We start from the raw sequence: 17,313 nt of genomic DNA, 5'->3' as shown, positions 1-17,313 counted from the left end.
TTTAAAAAATTAGAACGGATAATTAATACCAAAATTTAGCACCGTTTTGCTAAAGTTGATTCCTTTCATCCATCTGTCGCCCACTTCTCTTCCTGGGTCGTAGGCTTTGTAACCTAAATCTAAACGTAAAACGAAGAAGTTGAAATCATAGCGTAATCCTATCCCCGATCCAAAAGCCAGGTCTTCAAAAGAGCTTAAGCCATTAAAAGTATAATTTTTATCTGTAACATTATCGAATACATTCCAAATGTTGCCTATGTCAGCAAAGAAAGCACTATAGAAATTTCCACCAACTCTAAAACGATATTCTAAACTGTAGGCCAATTTAAAGTTAGCTTCATTAAAATCGTTGATTCCTCCGCTTCGCCCTGGTCCTAAAGTATAGGCTTGCCAACCTCTATTGTCGTTAGATCCACCCGAAAAATAACTTCGAGAGAAAGGAATGGATTGCGCGTTTCCATACGGAACGGCTAAGCCAGCAAAAGCGCGCATAGCTAAAGTGTTTTTCTTACCAAAATCCCAATGTTTTATAAAATCAACTTCCCCTTTTATGTATTGTGAATATTCGATTCCAAACATGGTTTTATTACCGTTGGTACTTAAAGGTTCGTTTTTTGTATCGGCTAATAATGAAAGTACATTTCCTGCCGATTCAATTTTTGTTCGTATTGAATAGAAATTGTTGTCTAATAAATTAGCTTTTGTGTTTCTGAAAAAAGTTAAAGATGATGAAACAATAAGGTTGTTTTCAATTAAACGTTCTCTTCTTTCTCCAATACTTCTAATGATTTTATATTCGTTGTCATTTGGAGTTAAAGAAGTAATTCCGTTTTGAACATCTTGTATAAAATTTATAGCACCTTGTGTTGTTAAATTATTATTTACAATATTATCTGGATTAACATTATAAATTTGGGCAAAATTATTTAAAGTGTTGTACGAAGAAGAGTAAACATTAAAATAGTTTTCAGGATTTAAGTTTTTGATAAATTGAACACTCAGCAAGTCAAATCGGAGCGTGTGTTTTGGTTTTGGAATCCAATTGTAGCTAAAAACTCCCGTTAAATTTTCTTTATCTAGTCCTATGTTTCGCTGACTGGTTAAACCAATATTAGCGTTGGTTGTAGGTAGCATTTCTTTTTTAATGATATTTCGAGTATTCAAAGGAAATACGATTCTTGGAAAACTTAACTTTCCTTCCAAACCATATTCAGAAATATTAAAAAAAACATCGTTTGGATTTGCTAAATCTTTAGATGAACCAATGTTCCCTTTTGCAGATAGTTCAAATATTTCAGCTCTTTTAAATAAATTTCGCCACGTAAAAGACATTCTTCCGCTAATTCCAAATTGTTGAATGTCAGAAGTCGTTACATCAAATGAAGGTGACCAAATATATTTTGGCTTACTCATTAAATAAATATTTGCAATTAGTGATGTTTTTGTACTGTCGTTTGGATCTTCAACGTATTCAATATTGGGATAATTGAATACTTTTAAGTTGCTTAACGATTTTGAAGTTAAAGTTCTGTCGTTATCGCTAAATAGTTTTCCTTTTTCAATAAAAATAGCATTAGTAATTGCTTTTGGTTTGTATTTTAGTTTACCTGCACTATAAATATTAAAATTTTTGTAGGTTGCACTATCATTAAACTGATTGCGTTCTTTTTTAGAAGTGTTATTAGTGAAAATGTTTACACGACTTATTTTATATATCGTAAATGGACGTTTAATTAAGCTATCACCATTTTTTACATAACGATCTTCGATTTTTAAATTCACATTGATTTTTTGTAATGAATCATCATAAATGGCGTCATATTTTACGTTACTTTCTTGAAAATGATAAACTCCGTTATTACGTAAATGTTGGGTAATTCTTTTTCTTTCGTTATTAAATTTTTCAAAATTATAACGATCGCCTTTTTTTATGAGGGTTTTTGATTCTTGAAGGGTATACAAACTATCAATAACTGGTGTTTCAATAGTTTTGCGAATGGTATCTATATAGTATGGTTTTCCTGTGGTAACTTTATATACTACTTTCCCTTTTTTCTTACCTACAGAATCAATTTGCATAGTTACTTTATTTCTAATGTAACCATCGTTATAATAAAAACCACTAAGACGATCTCTTGATTTTATAGCTTTTCTTTCGTCAATTAATACAGGAGCTTCTCCTGTTTCTTTCATAAATTTGTGAATTCCACTCACAAAAAACGATTCGCCTAAACGCTTAACTTGTTTGGCAGATAAAAAACTATTTAATCTTTTAACTCTATTTGGTTTTCGATTTAACCATGCTTGATATGAAGAATCTGGATTTGGTTTTGCAGCATTGTATAACAATAAACCAAAAGTGTAATTAAGAAATTTAGTATTTGGCTGTTGTAAAACTAAATTATTAACGCGGTCTTCCTTAATTAATTTGTCATTAACAAAGATCTCATTTTTAGTCAATAATTTTTTGCTTTCGGGAACTCGCTTTACTTGCGAACACGAATAAATTATTGTTCCGATTACAAATAATAATGTTATTTTTGATAAATTATTTCTCAAAGCACTTTTTAAAAGTTAGTCAAAAATACAATTTTTATGGTTAGTAAAAACCAAATTAAACTAATAACGAGTTTACAACAAAAAAAATATAGAAAACAAGAACAACTTTTCTTTGCCGAAGGCGTAAAGGTAGTTCAAGAATTGTTAAATTCTAACTTTGAATTGCAAGATTTGTTTACAACTAAGCAAGATTTTCTTACGGTTCCTAAAAACAAAGTTCATGCCATTTCGGATACTGAATTAAAAAAAATCAGTGCTTTGACTACTCCCAATACTTGTTTAGCTGTTTTTAAAATTCCAAAAGCTAAAGATATAGTAGAAAAAGGATTAATAGTGGCTTTAGATGATGTTCGCGATCCTGGAAATTTGGGTACAATTATTCGATTATGCGATTGGTTTGGTATTGAAACGTTGTTTTGCTCTGAAGAATCAGTAGATATTTATAATCCAAAAGTGGTTCAAGCTACAATGGGCTCTATTAGTAGGGTAAATGTGGTTTATGGAAATTTAGAAACGTTTTTAACCCAAACAAAGTTACCTGTTTTTGGTACTTTTATGGATGGAAAAAATATGTATCAAGAAGAATTGCCGAAAGAAGGAATTATAATTATGGGTAATGAAGCCAACGGTATTTCATCTTCAGTTGAAAAATTAGTTTCTAAGCGTATTGCTATCCCAAGATTTGGGAATTTACAAATTACCGAAAGTCTCAACGTAGCAACAGCAACGGCAATTATTCTAAGCGAATTTAAAAGAAGATAACTTTTTTAATGGAAGGCAAAATTGATGAAAAAACCTCGCGTTTTCATTTCTTGCACGTTTCCTGTCCATGGACTGTTTGGGTCGTTATCTCGAATTAACTCATCGTTCATGCTAAACACACCTCTAATTGATGGTGAGAACACAAAATATTCAAAATACAAATCAATTCCAAAACCAACTTCGTAGAAATTTGTCCATTTGGTCATTCTAAATCTATCGTTGAAATTGTCATCTGGAGCATCCGCATTACTGCCTAAGTTTAAGGCTGTGGAAACTCCTCCTACTAAATAAGGTCTAACATTTCCAGTTCGTAAAGCCGAATATTTCAACAAGAAAGGGAAGAAAATATAAGTTGATTTTACTTCTCGCAATCGATCAACTGGATCAGTAATATTTGGATAAACTAGATTTCTTTGTGTGATATATAGTCCAGGTTCAAATCGAAAATCTAAATATTCTGTTAGTCTTAAATTACCAATTAATCCTACATTGAAACCTGTGGAAGTCTTTACTTCAATATCTTCGGTAACCGATAAATAATCGAATTTAAAATCTAAACTGTTAAATCCTAAAAAATAGCCCCAATGAATACGTTGTTTATTCCAATTTTCTTTATTGATAATTGGATCTTTACTAAACATGCCTTCTTGTGCAAAAAGTAATGGAGAAAAAAGTAATAAAAACAAAAACTTCTTCATGTTATTTTTTAGATGCTTGATAAATTGTAGCTACTCCAAATGTTTGAGGTAGATGTTTCACCTCTATAAACCCAATTTTTCTCAAAATATTGTTTAAAGCTTCTCCAAATGGGAAATTTTGTGCCGAAGTTGACAAGTATTGATAGGCTTTTTTGTCTTTTGAAAACAATTTTCCAATGGTTGGCATGATGAAATTCGTATAGATATAATATCCTTGTTTAAAAGGAAATTTTGTAGGAACAGAAGTTTCTAAAATAATCAATTGTCCGCCTGGTTTTAAAGTTCTCAGAATATCATCTAAGCCTTTTTCCAAATTTTCAAAATTACGAACTCCATAAGCAACTGTAATAATGTCAAAATAATTATCAGGATAAGGAATGTTTTCTCCATCGCCTAAAACCATTTGAATTCTGGAATCCAAGTTTTGTGCTGCTATTTTTTTCTTCCCTATGTCTAACATGCCTTGTGAAATATCTAATCCAATGATTTCGGTAGCCGAAGTATTGGCAAATAAAATGGCTAAATCACCAGTTCCAGTAGCAATATCTAAGATTGTTTTTGGCTCACGTGCTGCAACCATTTTCAAGATTTTCTTTTTCCATTTGGCATCCGTTCCAAAAGAAATAACTCGGTTTAACCCATCATAATTTTCAGAAATGGTGTCAAACATTTGAGCAACCTGCTCTTTTTTTCCTAATTCAGAATCTTGATATGGCGTAATATTTTTTGACATCTTGCAATTTTTTGGAACACAAAAGTACTGATAAAAAATCAAATACAACTTCAAAATTCAATTTCAACTTCAAAATTCAAATTAAAGAAATATTTTTTGAAACACAGATTTAATAAATTTGAAAACTCTGTGAAAATCCCCCAAATCTGTGTCATCTGTGTTCTCGAACAACGAAAATTTATTTTCTAACGTAAGTTAAAAAAGTAAAATCATAATCGTGCTTTTCGTCTTTTGTATGAAATTCTTCGAAGATTAATTCCCATTTGTCAGTATCGATTTCTGGAAAAAAAGTATCGGCTTCAATGGTCGTGTGCACGCGAGTTAAATCGATTTTATCGGCAATTTCGATAGATTGCTGGTAGATTTCGCCTCCACCAATGATGAAAACTTCTTCATTTTTTGGACACAAATCAATTGCTTTTTGCAAACTACTTGCAATCAAACAGCCTTCCGGAGCTTCGTAATCTTTTTGTCTAGTAATAATTACATGAGTACGATTTGGTAATGGTTTCGGGAAACTTTCAAAAGTTTTTCTTCCCATTACAATATAATGACCAGAAGTGATGGCTTTAAAACGTTTAAAGTCATCTGGTAAATGCCAAACTAATTGATTGTCTTTTCCTAAAGCATTGTTTTCGGATGCAGCTGCGATTATGGTAAGCATGTTATTTTTCTTTTGGGTGTAAATAAAATGAAGTTGTCATTAAAGCATCTCGAGGTTTTCCGTTTTCAGTTATGGGTTCAACTTTTGGAAATTTTTTGAATAGTTCAATGATTTTATGTTTGAAATTTTCAATTTTCCCATCAATAGATTCAATTACCATATTGCCTTCTTTGGTAACTTTATACTTTATTCTCAAAAGTTGTAAATCATATAAAATCGATGCTTCTTCTCTGTATTTTTCATATTCTGATTGAACTTCAGTTCTAATTAATTCCATAATGCAAGAATTAGGAGAGGAAGTTTTTTTACAGTCATCAAAGATTCTATCGTAATTTTTTTCTTGACTGAATGTTATGAGATGAAATGTAATAAACAAGAAAATGGTTGTTTTTTTCATGTTATTGTAATCTAAAGTTTATAGGAAGAGCGTATTTTACATTAACAGGTTTTCCTTTTTGCATTCCAGGTTTCATTTTAGGCAAAAGTCTAACTATTCGTAATGCTTCGGTTTGTAAAATGGGATCACCTCCTTTTGTTTCGATATTAGTAATGTCACCTTCTTTGTTTATTACGAACATTACAAGCACCCTTCCTTCAATATTCTTTCTTCTTGCTTTTGATGGATATTTTAAGTTAGTATTGATATGTTCAGAAACTTTTGTGTTGAAACAAGATAATTTTTTTCCTTTTTCGATTTCTTCACAACCTGGGAATGTAGGAGCCTCTTCAATTACAGCAAAGGGAACAGACGATTCCCCTTTTTTAACTTCATCGTCAATCACGATGATGTCTTGAGAGTAAGTAATAGTAGCTTGTAAAATCAAAGCAAGTGCAAATAGTGTTTTTTTAATCATCGTAGTATTATTTATTAAATCCAATATTCAAATCGGAGTGGGAATAGATTTTTTTTAGTTCGTTGTGTTTGGCTTCAAATTCTTCTTTGGTTATGGCTTTGATGGCTTTTAACCATTTGAAATTATTCAATTGACTTTCGTAATCTAGATTTTCATCGATAGTTGCAAAGTTTTCTCTTAAATACACATTTCGCGCTTTGATGATTTCCTCGATAAAATGATCTACGGTTTTAGCATCTGGAACGTCTTTTACGACTAAAATGCTGTTGCCGTCCATGAGTTTTATTTGCCAAAAATCACCAATACTTAGCCAATAAATCACAAACAAAATCGTTGCGATAACAAAGCCAAGAAGCGAAATCCATTTACCAAAATCTAAAAACAAATTGATAATACTCAATAGATTTAGCCCCATGGAAACCAAAAGCAACACATTGTTTGAAGATTTAAACGACACTTTCTCGCCATCAATATTTTCAAACGGCATATCAATTTCATTTGTATTGCCAAACTTGGATACTTTACAGAACAATTTTGCTTCGGAAATACGCAATTCTCGAGTGACAAAGTTTTTTTTCTGTATCAATGTTTTCATGATAGAAAGTTTAGGAAACGAATGAAAACGCTAAGGTAAGTATTTTGTAGGGAATTATTTTTATTGCGAATATTTAAAATATGCCAAAAAGTATGAAATAAAATTACTCCATTAACTTTCCTAATATTTCTTGATCGTATAAATAATCAGGTTCATTTGGGAATTTGCTATTTGTGTCAGGATAAATTAGTTGCACACATTTGTAATTTCCATTTCCATAAAAACGTTGACTTGCGTAATCGTAATCTTTTAAATTTTCTTTTTCAACTTCAATGAAATAAACAGGAAAATCAAAATCCTCAGAGAATGAATTTATTTTTTTGTTAGTTTCTAAAACTGTTTCCTTGAATTTTTTAGCATAATCAGTAACCAATGTAAACGAAAGATTTTGTGGTAAGCCCGACAAAAAAACCTCTGGAATATTATAACTTTTGTATAAGCCAGTTGAATAACAAAACGACGGACCATTTTCATCTTCCATAACAAACGTAATGTGGAAACCAAACTTGGCTATATTTTCATCAACTTTTGAATGGTAATCTTCTGTCATGGGTTTTCAAAATATATTGTATTATTACTTTGTGAAGTATAATCATATTTTTGGTAAATCAAATTTCAAGAGAATAATATTTTATTGCTACTATTAGTAGTTTATGAATTTAAAACTCTTTTTGTTTGTCTTACTAAGTTTACATATAATTCTTCTTTTTCGGCATAATCCATTTTAATTACTGGCTTACTAGGTGAATTCATTGCTTGAAATTGATTTATGCTTTCAAATTCCTCAAATAAACATGGTTTTAATATAACAGTTAATATAACAGCACCGTTTAGTTCCGCAGCTTCCAAAAGAGGAGGGAGTTCGTTAGTTGCAATAAACTCTGAGCCTAGAAAATCGGTGCTAACCAAAAGTACTGCAACTTTACATTCATTTATTGCATTTTTAATTTCATCCTTCCATTTCTGACCAGGCTTGATTTTAGAATCGTCCCAAAAATCAATTTCTTTTAAAAAAGGTTTAAAATGCCTTTTTATATCCTCTAAAAATTCTTTATCTTGATGGCTATAACTTACAAATACTTTATTTCTTTTTTCAGTTGTTATACTTTCGTTTTTTTGATGTACAACAATTGGAAGATTTTCAAATTCTTGTTTAATGTAAAATAAAAGCCCTACAGGTTTTTCTTCGTGAGAACAATTCATTCCAGGTTTCCCTCCATGTGCTTTATCTCGATGCTGTTGCAGTTCTTCTTTTATTAGTTTTTCTACTTCATCTAAAAAGATTGCTTTATGTTCAGGAGAATAAAAATCTAAAAGACGTCTTTGTAATTTGTGAATGTCGTCAATAGCTCTGTAACTGCCTGACATTACTATTTCATCTTCGTGAAATTCTTGGGCTTCCTTTCTTATTACATCTTCATCATTCATAGATTATATTTTAAATTACAACTGGCTTTTATAAATGTGTCAAAAAAACTTGGTGAGATTGATTTAATTCTTAAACCGCCACAACCCCTTTAATATGCGGATGTGGGTCATAACCTTCTAACGTAAAATCTTCAAATTTGAAATCGAAAATATTTTTAATTTCTGGGTTTAATTTCATCGTTGGTAAAGGTCGGCACTCGCGTGATAGTTGCAATTGTAGTTGCTCGATATGGTTGTTGTAAATGTGCGCATCGCCAAAGGTGTGGATGAATTCGCCTACTTGTAAATCGCAAACTTGGGCAATCATCATCGTAAACAAAGCATAAGACGCAATATTAAACGGAACGCCTAAGAAAATATCAGCACTGCGTTGGTACAACTGGCAACTTAATTTTCCATCTGCTACATAAAATTGAAAAAACGCATGACACGGAGGTAAAGCGGCTTTTCCATTGGCAACATTTTCCGCAAACGAAACCGAAGTATCCGGCAAAACACTAGGATTCCAAGCGGAAACTAACATTCTTCTACTGTTAGGATTGGTTTTTAGCGTTTCAATTAATTCGGTAATTTGGTCAATTTCTTCGCTGTTCCAATTGCGCCATTGGTGTCCGTAAACCGGACCTAAATCGCCATTTTCATCCGCCCATTCGTCCCAAATTTTTACGCCATTTTCTTGTAAATATTTGATATTGGTATCGCCTTTTAAAAACCACAACAATTCGTAAATAATCGATTTTAAGTGTAATTTCTTAGTGGTTACCATTGGGAAACCTTCGCTTAAATCAAAACGCATTTGGTATCCAAAAACACTAAGTGTTCCAGTTCCGGTACGGTCGCCTTTTTGGTTGCCGTTTTCTAATACGTGTTTTACTAAATCGTGATATTGTTTCATATTTAAGTCAGAAGTTAGAAGTTAGAAGTCAGAAGTCAGAAGTTACAAATTAGCCTATAATCATTCCTGCAATAGTTGCTGATAGTAATGAAGCTAAACTTCCTCCTAAAACGGCTTTCAAACCGAATTCTGATAATGTTTTTCTTTGGTTTGGAGCTAATGAACCAATTCCGCCAATTTGAATTCCGATAGAAGCAAAGTTCGCAAATCCACACAACATATAAGTTGCCATAATTACCGATTTGTTGAAAGTGAAATGTACTTCGTTAGCTACATTTTTCAATTCTGCTAATTGGATATAACCTACAAATTCTGATGCCGCTAATTTGATTCCTAACAATTGTCCCATTAACATCATGTCTTCTTTAGCAATTCCAATTAACCACATTAATGGTGAGAAAATGATTCCTAAAATAGTTTCTAATGAGAATGATTTATAAGGTGTATTTGCTGCAATAACATCATTTAAGCCTGTCCAAAGTCCGATTTTCCCAAAAGTGTAGTTAATCATCGCAATGAAAGCAATGAAAACTAATAACATTGCGGCTACGTTTGCTGCTAATTTTAAACCTTCGGTAGTTCCAGTAGCAATGGCATCTAAGATGTTAGAACCAATTTTTTCTTTGGTAACTTCAACATCTGTGTTTACAGACTCCGTTTGTGGACATAATATTTTTGAAATAATAATCGCACCAGGAGCCGCCATTACAGAGGCAGCTAATAAGTGTTTCGCAAATTCTAATCGCAATACAGGATCGTTTCCGCCTAAAAAGCTGATGTAAGCCGCTAAAACTCCTCCAGCCACTGTTGCCATTCCTCCCGTCATTACTAAGAAGATTTCGCTTCGGTTCATTTTTTCTAAATAGGCTTTAATCATCAAAGGTGCTTCGGTTTGTCCTAAGAAAATATTTCCAGCTGTTGATAAACCTTCTGCTCCTGAAATGTTCATTAATTTGGTTAACACTGTCGCCATTCCTTTTACGACAATCTGAATGATTCCCAAATAGAATAATAAAGAAGTCAATGCAGAAAAGAAAATAATAGTGGGTAATACTTGAAATAAGAAAATGAATCCGAAATTATCCACATTCATCATGCCTCCAAGTAAGAATTCGCTTCCTGCTCTAGTGAAATCTAACACTTTTACGAACAAACTTCCTACAAATTCAAATGCCGTTTTTACAAATCCTACTTTTAAAACACCAATTGCTAAGATTAACTGTACGCCTAATCCAATTCCAATGGTTTTCCAGTTGATGGCTTTTCTGTTAGAACTAAAAATGTAAGCGATTCCTAATAAGGCTAACATTCCTAATATTCCTCTAAACAAACTGTTTAGTGAAAAACCTTCGTTTGGTTTGATTTCGCCATTGATTACTTCGGCTTTGGTAGCTTTGTTTGATGCGAAAAAAGAATAGGCTTTACCTCTGTTTTTTAAAGTAAGGGTAGAATCGGTTTTGGTTTCAATTACGAAACGTTTTGTTGGAGAATCCGAACCATTTTCAAATAAGAAAATAAAATTATCTTGAACTAAATAGTCTCCTTTTTGTTTTAAGCTGTCTGACGAAATGTGAAGTTCGTAGCTGCCACCTTTTAACTCTAAATAATCTTTATTTGAAGATGAAAGTTGCCATTTTTTCTCAATTTCTTGAGCTGAAGTTGTAAAGCTTAAAAATAAAGCCAATACATAAAAAATATATTTATACATATATACGTCTGAAGTTTATGATTCTTTTTTTGAAATTTCGTCTCTGATTTTTGCGGCTCTTTCGTAGTCTTCGTTTTGAACCGCTTCGTCTAATTTTTGATACAATTCTTTTAATGAATAACCCGAATAGTTATCCGCAGGAACCACAACATCTTCCTCGTAAGCGTCTGTTGGAGTTAAAATATTGTCACTATCCTGATTTTCATTTGTAGTTTCCGACGGATTGATGCTTAAATAAATTCCGGCTTTATCTAAAATGTTTTTGTAGGTAAAAATAGGTGCATTAAAACGTAAAGCTAATGCAATAGCATCAGAAGTACGAGCGTCTATAATTTCTTCGATTTTATCTCTTTCGCAAATAACACTCGAGTAGAAAACACCATCTACTAATTTATGAATGATTACTTGCTTTACTACAATGTCAAATCGGTCGGCAAAGTTTTTGAATAAATCATGCGTAAGTGGTCTTGGAGGTTTAATTTCTTTCTCTAAAGCAATAGCAATAGATTGCGCTTCAAAAGCACCAATTACAATAGGAAGTTTTCGCTCACCATCCACTTCATTTAAGATTAAGGCATATGCTCCATTTTGTGTTTGACTATAGGAAATGCCTTTTATGGTTAATTTTACTAAACTCATTTTAATGTGTTAATTATCATTTCTTTGATATCCTGATTTCAATTTTTGAATGAATTGCAAAGTCAGAAAATGGCTAACTGAAAAACGGTTAGCCATTTGCCCCAAAAATAAAAAAAAGAGCTATCTAAACAAAGATAACTCTAATTTTAATATAATATATTTTTAAACAACTATTTTATTAAGAGTTGCTTGCTTTAAATGCTTTTAATTTTTCAATTAATTGAGGTACTACAGTGAAAGCATCACCTACCACTCCGTAATCAGCAACTTTAAAGAAAGGCGCTTCAGGATCTGAGTTGATAACAACTTTTACTTTTGATGAGTTAATACCTGCAATATGTTGGATTGCTCCCGAGATTCCAACAGCAATATAAAGGTTAGAAGCTACTGGTTTTCCTGTTTGTCCTACGTGCTCACTATGAGGTCTCCATCCAATATCAGAAACTGGTTTAGAACATGCTGTAGCGGCACCTAAAACTGAAGCTAATTCTTCAATCATTCCCCAGTTTTCTGGACCTTTCATTCCACGACCTGCAGAAACTACGATTTCAGCGTCAGCGATAGTTACTTTTCCAGTTACTTTTTCTACATTTTCAACTTTGATTCCGAAATCCGCATCATTTAATGATGGTGCGAAAGCTTCTTCTGTCATTGCAACTGCATCTTCCACTAAACCAAAAGAGTTTTTAGCAATTCCTAAAACTTTTACTGGAGTTGAAATTTCAGTAATATTGAAGGCTTTGTTTGAGAAAGCGGTTCTTTTCACTTGGAAAGGAGAAGTGCTAATTGGTAAGGCTACAACATTTGATGCATAACCTGCTTCTAAAGCAACCGCAACAAGTGGCGCTAAATATAAACTATCTGTTGATGAAGAAACTAAAACAATTTGAGTTCCTTCTTTTTTAGCCGCTTGAGCAATTACATCAGCGTAAGCTTTAGCACTAAAGTTGTTTAGTTTATCGTTAGAAACGTTTAATACTTTGTCTACTCCGTAAGCAGCTAAAGCGCTGTTGTCAGAGTTGTTGATAGTTACTGCTGTAACTGTTGTTCCCATAGAAGCAGCTACTTTTTTTGCATATGAAGCTAATTCTAAAGCTACTTTTTTAATTTTTCCTTCTGCTGATTCAGCATATATTAATATCGACATGATTTTATAAGTTTAAAAGTTTAATAAAGTTTATGAGTTTAAAAGGTTTGAGTCTTATTTTAACTGGAAACGAAGACTGAAACCGAAAACTAAATAACCTTAGCTTCGTTGTGTAACAAACTGATTAATTCATCTAAATTATCAGCACTTACTAATTTAACTGCTGATTTTGCAGCTGGTTTTTCAAATTTAACCGCTTTAGTTGCTGTTGCATCTCCTGTTGGCTCTACTAAAGTTAAAGCTTTAGTTCTTGCCATCATGATACCTCTCATGTTAGGAATACGTAAATCTTTTTCTTCTACTAGACCTTTTTGACCGCCAATAATTAATGGTAAACCTGCAGAAACGATTTCTTTTCCACCGTCGATTTCTCTTGTTACTTTGGCTTCGTTTCCGTTTACATCAATACCCACACAAGCGTTTACGAAATTGTAACCTAACATAGCGGCCATCATTCCTGGAACCATTCCTCCATTGTAGTCTAAAGATTCTTTCCCAGCGATGATTAAATCGTAACCTCCATTTTTAACAACTTCTGCTAATTGTTTTGCAACAAACATTCCGTCTGTTGGGTTTGCGTTGATACGAATTGCTTCATCAGCACCAATAGCTAATGCTTTTCTTAAAGTTGCTTCAGCGTCAGCACCACCAACGTTTACTACGGTAACAGTTGCTCCTTGTTGTTCTTTAAACCAAATGGCTCTAGTTAAACCAAATTCATCATTAGGATTAATTACAAATTGAACACCATTCGTGTCAAATTCGCTGTCACCATTGACAAAATTAATCTTTGAAGTAGTATCAGGTACGTGACTGATGCAAACTAATATTTTCATTTTTATATGTTTTGTTAGTGAATATTTTCAGTTCCAAAAATACAAATTAATTTCGAAATAAAAACTATGCACGCATAATAAATATGTTTTTCTTATATAAATTAGCTTTTTTTTATGAATAGTTTAATTGTTAATACAACTTTAGAGTTTTGGTTGAAGATTTTTAACGCTAAAACGTTTTAGTAGAAAGTGATGCCATTTTTTTTGTAATCGAATTGGAATAATTTTATTTTTCTTACTTTTGCCAATCATAATTCAAAGAAATTACTTTCATGAGAACGATACAATTTAGAGAAGCAGTATGTGAGGCGATGAGCGAAGAAATGCGTCGCGATGAATCGATTTATTTAATTGGAGAAGAAGTAGCAGAATATAATGGAGCTTACAAAGCTTCAAAAGGAATGCTTGATGAATTTGGACCAAAACGTGTAATTGATGCTCCTATTGCTGAATTAGGATTTGCAGGAATCGCCGTTGGTTCGGCTATGAATGGAAATCGTCCTATTGTAGAGTTCATGACATTCAACTTCTCATTAGTAGGAATTGATCAAATTATCAATAATGCAGCAAAAATGCGTCAAATGTCTGGTGGACAATTCCCAATGCCAATGGTATTTAGAGGTCCAACAGCTTCTGCAGGTCAGTTAGGAGCTACACACTCACAAGCTTTTGAAAATTGGTTTGCCAATACTCCAGGTCTTAAAGTGGTTGTGCCTTCAACTCCTTACGATGCTAAAGGTTTGTTAAAAGCAGCAATTCGTGATAATGACCCTGTTATTTTCATGGAATCAGAGCAAATGTATGGTGATAAAGGTGAAGTTCCAGAAGGAGAATACACAATTCCGTTAGGAGTTGCTGATGTTAAAAGAGAAGGTTCTGATGTGACAATTGTTTCATTTGGTAAAATTATTAAAGAAGCACTTGCTGCAGCTGAAGAATTAGCTAAAGAAGGTATTTCTTGTGAAATTATCGATTTAAGAACCGTTCGTCCAATGGATTATGATGCCATTATTAATTCAGTTAAGAAAACAAATAGATTAGTAGTTTTAGAAGAAGCTTGGCCATTTGCTTCGGTTGCTTCTGAGATTACTTATATGGTTCAAGAAAGAGCGTTTGATTATTTAGATGCTCCAGTTCAAAGAATTACAACTGCTGATGCTCCGGCTCCTTATTCTCCAACTTTATTAAAAGAATGGTTGCCTAATTCTGAAGATGTAATTAAGGCTGTAAAAAAAGTTATGTACAAATAAGAAATAACTTATTATATTTGAAACTTCATCAGTACATTTCTGATGAAGTTTTTTTTTCCCTATGAAGACAAAAATTGTAGTATTCTTTTTATTCCTAAACGCTGTTCTTTTCGCACAAACAAAAGTAGGCGGTAAAGTTACAGATGAGTTTGGTGAACCAATTGCATTTGCAAACGTTATTTTTAAAAATTCAAAAGAAGGAGTTATTACGGATGAAAATGGGAATTTTTATTTCGAATCCAAAGAAAACTATTCTGTATTAGTGGTTTCTTACATTGGATTTGAGAAAAAAGAGATTTCTTTAAAACCAGGTTTAAATACAGGACTTAAAATACAATTAAAATCCGGAACGGAACTTAAAGAAGTTGTAATTTATACCGGAAAAACCTCAAAAAAGAACAATCCTGCCATCGATATTTTGCGTAAAATTTGGGAACGCCGCAGGAAGAATGGTCTCAAAATGTTCAAACAATACGAGTATGATAAATACGAAAAAGTAGAGTTTGATTTAAATACTATTGATTCTGCTTTCATGAACAGCAAGGTTTTTAAAGGAATGGAATTTATTTTTGATCAAATTGATACTTCAAGTATTTCAGGAAAAACATACTTGCCTATTTTTATAAACGAAACCTTAAGTGAAGTTTATGGCGATAATGAAGATAAAAAGTACAAAGAGATAACAAAAGCGAATAAAAATTCAGGATTTGGATCGGGTGATGGCGTTAATACATTTATTAAAGATTTATATGCTGAATTTGATATTTACGATAATTATCTAAAGTTTTTTGATAAGGATTTCGTAAGTCCACTTTCAAGAACTGGAATTAATGTGTACAATTATGTTTTAAACGATAGTATGTTTATTGATAACAAATGGTGTTACAACATTGTGTATTATCCAAGACGTAAAAATGAATTAACCTTTAAAGGAGATTTTTGGGTAAACGATACCACTTTTGCTATCAAGAAAATTAATTTGGAAGCGAGTAAAAGCGCTAATATTAACTGGGTAAAAGAAATTTATATTGAGCAAGAGTATGAAGTATTAAACGATTCTGTTTTCTTATTAACTCGCGATTATATGATGTCTGATTTTAGTTTTTCTAAAAAGGAAGAATCAAAAGGAGTATATGGAAAACGAACTACATTAGCCAAAAATCATAAGTTTAACATTAAGAAAGATAATAAGTTTTATAAAAAAGAGGTTAATTTTTATGACAATACCATTTTTAATAAAACAGAAGAATTTTGGCAAGCCAATCGATTTGAAGCTCTGAACAAAAATGAAGAGGGTATTTATAAAATGCTTGATACTTTGAAAGAAGTACCACGTTTTAAACGTATTTATAATCTTGCTTCTATCTTAGGAAGTGGTTACATTGAAATTCCAAAGCTCAAATTAGATTACGGACCGATATTTTCAACATTTGGATATAATGATGTAGAAGGACAACGTATTCGTGTAGGGGGAAGAACTTATTTTGGACCTAATGATAAATGGCGAATTCAAGGTTACACGGCTTATGGATTTAGAGATAATCAATTCAAATATGGAATTTCAGGAAGATGGATGGTAAACCCAAATAATCGTTTAATTCTATCTATAGGAAATCGTCGTGATGTGGAACAAATGGGAGTTAGTTTAACTACTTCAAACGATGTTTTAGGTAGAAGTTTTGCTTCATCAGCACTTTTTGCTAGTGGGGTAAATAATCAGTTGACATCAGTAAATTTAACTACGTTAGGATTTGAAATTGAGCCATTTAAAAATTTTACTTTTCAAACTAATTTCACTTATCGAACACTTAAATCGGCTTCAAATGAATTTAGCTTAGATTACTATACCGATGTAACACAAACTCAAATAAAAAACCAAGTTAAACAATCTGAAATTAATTTAGTTGCTGAATTTACGCCAAAGAGAAAAACGGTGGGTTATGGAGTTGATCGTTTAGATGTCGATTTTAATTACCCTAGAGTTTTTCTAAGTTATAGTAATGGTTTTAAAGGTGTTTTAGAGAGTGATTTTAATTATCAAAAATTACAATTTTACTATCGTCAACCAACATTAATTGGTGGTTTTGGTAGGTTGTTTACCACATTTGAAACAGGGAAGATTTTTGGAGAAGTACCGTTAGGTTTAATGGGTGTAATTCCAGGAAATCAATCTTGGTTTGTAATTGAAAACACATATAATTTATTAGATTATTACGATTTTGTGGCAGATGAATATGCTTCTCTTCATTTAGAGCACCATTTTAATGGAAGATTATTTTCTAGAATTCCTTATTTAAGAAAATTGAACTTACGAGAAATTATTGGGATTAAAGGTGTTTATGGAAGAGTTTCAGATAATAATATAAGACTAAATGCATCAGGATTAAATTATGTTGCACCAGAAGATATCTATTGGGAATATCACGCTGGAGTTGGGAATATTTTTAAAGTACTTCGAATCGATTGTGCTTGGAGAGGTAGTTATTTAGATATGCCCGATGCAAGAAAATTTGCGGTTAGAGCTTCATTTGGCTTTTATTTTTAA

The 17,313-nt window shown here is 32.2% G+C and carries 17 protein-coding genes; 3 read left to right on the top strand and 14 right to left on the bottom strand.

All coding sequences use genetic code 11. From position 1 onward, the window contains the following. Positions 1 to 9: 9 nt before the first annotated feature. On the bottom strand, positions 10 to 2,559 hold the full coding sequence (gene tamL, locus V7P59_RS04065; protein WP_333808888.1) for a translocation and assembly module lipoprotein TamL: 2,550 nt from the start codon (positions 2,557 to 2,559) through the stop codon (positions 10 to 12). A 36-nt stretch (positions 2,560 to 2,595) separates the two neighbouring features. Here tamL and V7P59_RS04060 point away from each other — a divergent pair, with 36 nt between their 5' ends. Continuing rightward, a complete protein-coding gene (locus V7P59_RS04060) occupies positions 2,596 to 3,321 on the top strand; it encodes a TrmH family RNA methyltransferase (RefSeq protein ID WP_333808887.1) in 726 nt (241 codons plus the stop codon). Positions 3,322 to 3,326: 5 nt separating this feature from the next. Here V7P59_RS04060 and porT read toward each other — a convergent pair whose 3' ends face one another. The 13 genes from porT to V7P59_RS03995 form a co-directional block, all read right to left on the bottom strand. After that, the gene (gene porT / locus V7P59_RS04055) at positions 3,327 to 4,019 is read right to left on the bottom strand and encodes a type IX secretion/gliding motility protein PorT/SprT (RefSeq protein ID WP_333808886.1); all 693 of its coding nucleotides are present in this window, start codon (positions 4,017 to 4,019) and stop codon (positions 3,327 to 3,329) included. A 1-nt stretch (position 4,020) separates the two neighbouring features. Further along, complete coding sequence (gene ubiE, locus V7P59_RS04050) at positions 4,021 to 4,752, bottom strand: bifunctional demethylmenaquinone methyltransferase/2-methoxy-6-polyprenyl-1,4-benzoquinol methylase UbiE (protein WP_333808885.1); 732 nt, start codon at positions 4,750 to 4,752, stop codon at positions 4,021 to 4,023. A gap of 178 nt (positions 4,753 to 4,930) precedes the next feature. Continuing rightward, complete coding sequence (locus V7P59_RS04045; protein WP_333808884.1) at positions 4,931 to 5,416, bottom strand: dihydrofolate reductase; 486 nt, start codon at positions 5,414 to 5,416, stop codon at positions 4,931 to 4,933. A 1-nt stretch (position 5,417) separates the two neighbouring features. Further along, complete coding sequence (locus V7P59_RS04040; protein ID WP_333808883.1) at positions 5,418 to 5,693, bottom strand: hypothetical protein; 276 nt, start codon at positions 5,691 to 5,693, stop codon at positions 5,418 to 5,420. 121 nt (positions 5,694 to 5,814) lie between these two features. Then, entirely contained in the window at positions 5,815 to 6,270 is a 456-nt protein-coding gene (locus V7P59_RS04035; protein ID WP_333808882.1) for an energy transducer TonB, read from the bottom strand. A gap of 7 nt (positions 6,271 to 6,277) precedes the next feature. Continuing rightward, on the bottom strand, positions 6,278 to 6,865 hold the full coding sequence (locus V7P59_RS04030; protein WP_333808881.1) for a hypothetical protein: 588 nt from the start codon (positions 6,863 to 6,865) through the stop codon (positions 6,278 to 6,280). Positions 6,866 to 6,968: 103 nt separating this feature from the next. Further along, on the bottom strand, positions 6,969 to 7,415 hold the full coding sequence (locus V7P59_RS04025; protein WP_333808880.1) for a DUF4262 domain-containing protein: 447 nt from the start codon (positions 7,413 to 7,415) through the stop codon (positions 6,969 to 6,971). 101 nt (positions 7,416 to 7,516) lie between these two features. Next, positions 7,517 to 8,293 (bottom strand): toll/interleukin-1 receptor domain-containing protein, encoded by a 777-nt coding sequence (locus V7P59_RS04020; RefSeq protein WP_333808879.1) that lies wholly within the window; start codon positions 8,291 to 8,293, stop codon positions 7,517 to 7,519. Positions 8,294 to 8,363: 70 nt separating this feature from the next. Beyond that, positions 8,364 to 9,188 (bottom strand): thymidylate synthase, encoded by an 825-nt coding sequence (locus tag V7P59_RS04015; protein ID WP_333808878.1) that lies wholly within the window; start codon positions 9,186 to 9,188, stop codon positions 8,364 to 8,366. A gap of 49 nt (positions 9,189 to 9,237) precedes the next feature. Beyond that, positions 9,238 to 10,896 carry a NupC/NupG family nucleoside CNT transporter gene (locus tag V7P59_RS04010; protein ID WP_231835991.1) on the bottom strand — a complete coding sequence of 553 codons (1,659 nt, stop codon included), beginning with the start codon at positions 10,894 to 10,896 and terminating at the stop codon, positions 9,238 to 9,240. A 15-nt stretch (positions 10,897 to 10,911) separates the two neighbouring features. Beyond that, the gene (locus V7P59_RS04005) at positions 10,912 to 11,535 is read right to left on the bottom strand and encodes a bifunctional nuclease family protein (protein WP_231835992.1); all 624 of its coding nucleotides are present in this window, start codon (positions 11,533 to 11,535) and stop codon (positions 10,912 to 10,914) included. 178 nt (positions 11,536 to 11,713) lie between these two features. Further along, positions 11,714 to 12,682, bottom strand: a complete 969-nt coding sequence (locus V7P59_RS04000) for an electron transfer flavoprotein subunit alpha/FixB family protein (RefSeq protein ID WP_333808877.1) — start codon at positions 12,680 to 12,682, stop codon at positions 11,714 to 11,716. A gap of 89 nt (positions 12,683 to 12,771) precedes the next feature. Further along, positions 12,772 to 13,518 carry an electron transfer flavoprotein subunit beta/FixA family protein gene (locus tag V7P59_RS03995; RefSeq protein WP_231835994.1) on the bottom strand — a complete coding sequence of 249 codons (747 nt, stop codon included), beginning with the start codon at positions 13,516 to 13,518 and terminating at the stop codon, positions 12,772 to 12,774. Between the two features lie 263 nt (positions 13,519 to 13,781). On the opposite strand from V7P59_RS03995, the gene V7P59_RS03990 reads away from it, so the two are divergent. Next, positions 13,782 to 14,768, top strand: a complete 987-nt coding sequence (locus V7P59_RS03990) for a pyruvate dehydrogenase complex E1 component subunit beta (RefSeq protein ID WP_309508570.1) — start codon at positions 13,782 to 13,784, stop codon at positions 14,766 to 14,768. A 61-nt stretch (positions 14,769 to 14,829) separates the two neighbouring features. Further along, on the top strand, positions 14,830 to 17,313 hold the full coding sequence (locus V7P59_RS03985; RefSeq protein ID WP_333808876.1) for a DUF5686 and carboxypeptidase-like regulatory domain-containing protein: 2,484 nt from the start codon (positions 14,830 to 14,832) through the stop codon (positions 17,311 to 17,313).

It is taken from the genome of Flavobacterium sp. (assembly GCF_036782315.1).
In the GTDB taxonomy this organism is placed as follows: Bacteria; Bacteroidota; Bacteroidia; order Flavobacteriales; family Flavobacteriaceae; genus Flavobacterium.
The sequence above is the reverse complement of the archived record's forward strand: the minus strand, read 5'-3'. Positions and strand labels throughout refer to the sequence as shown.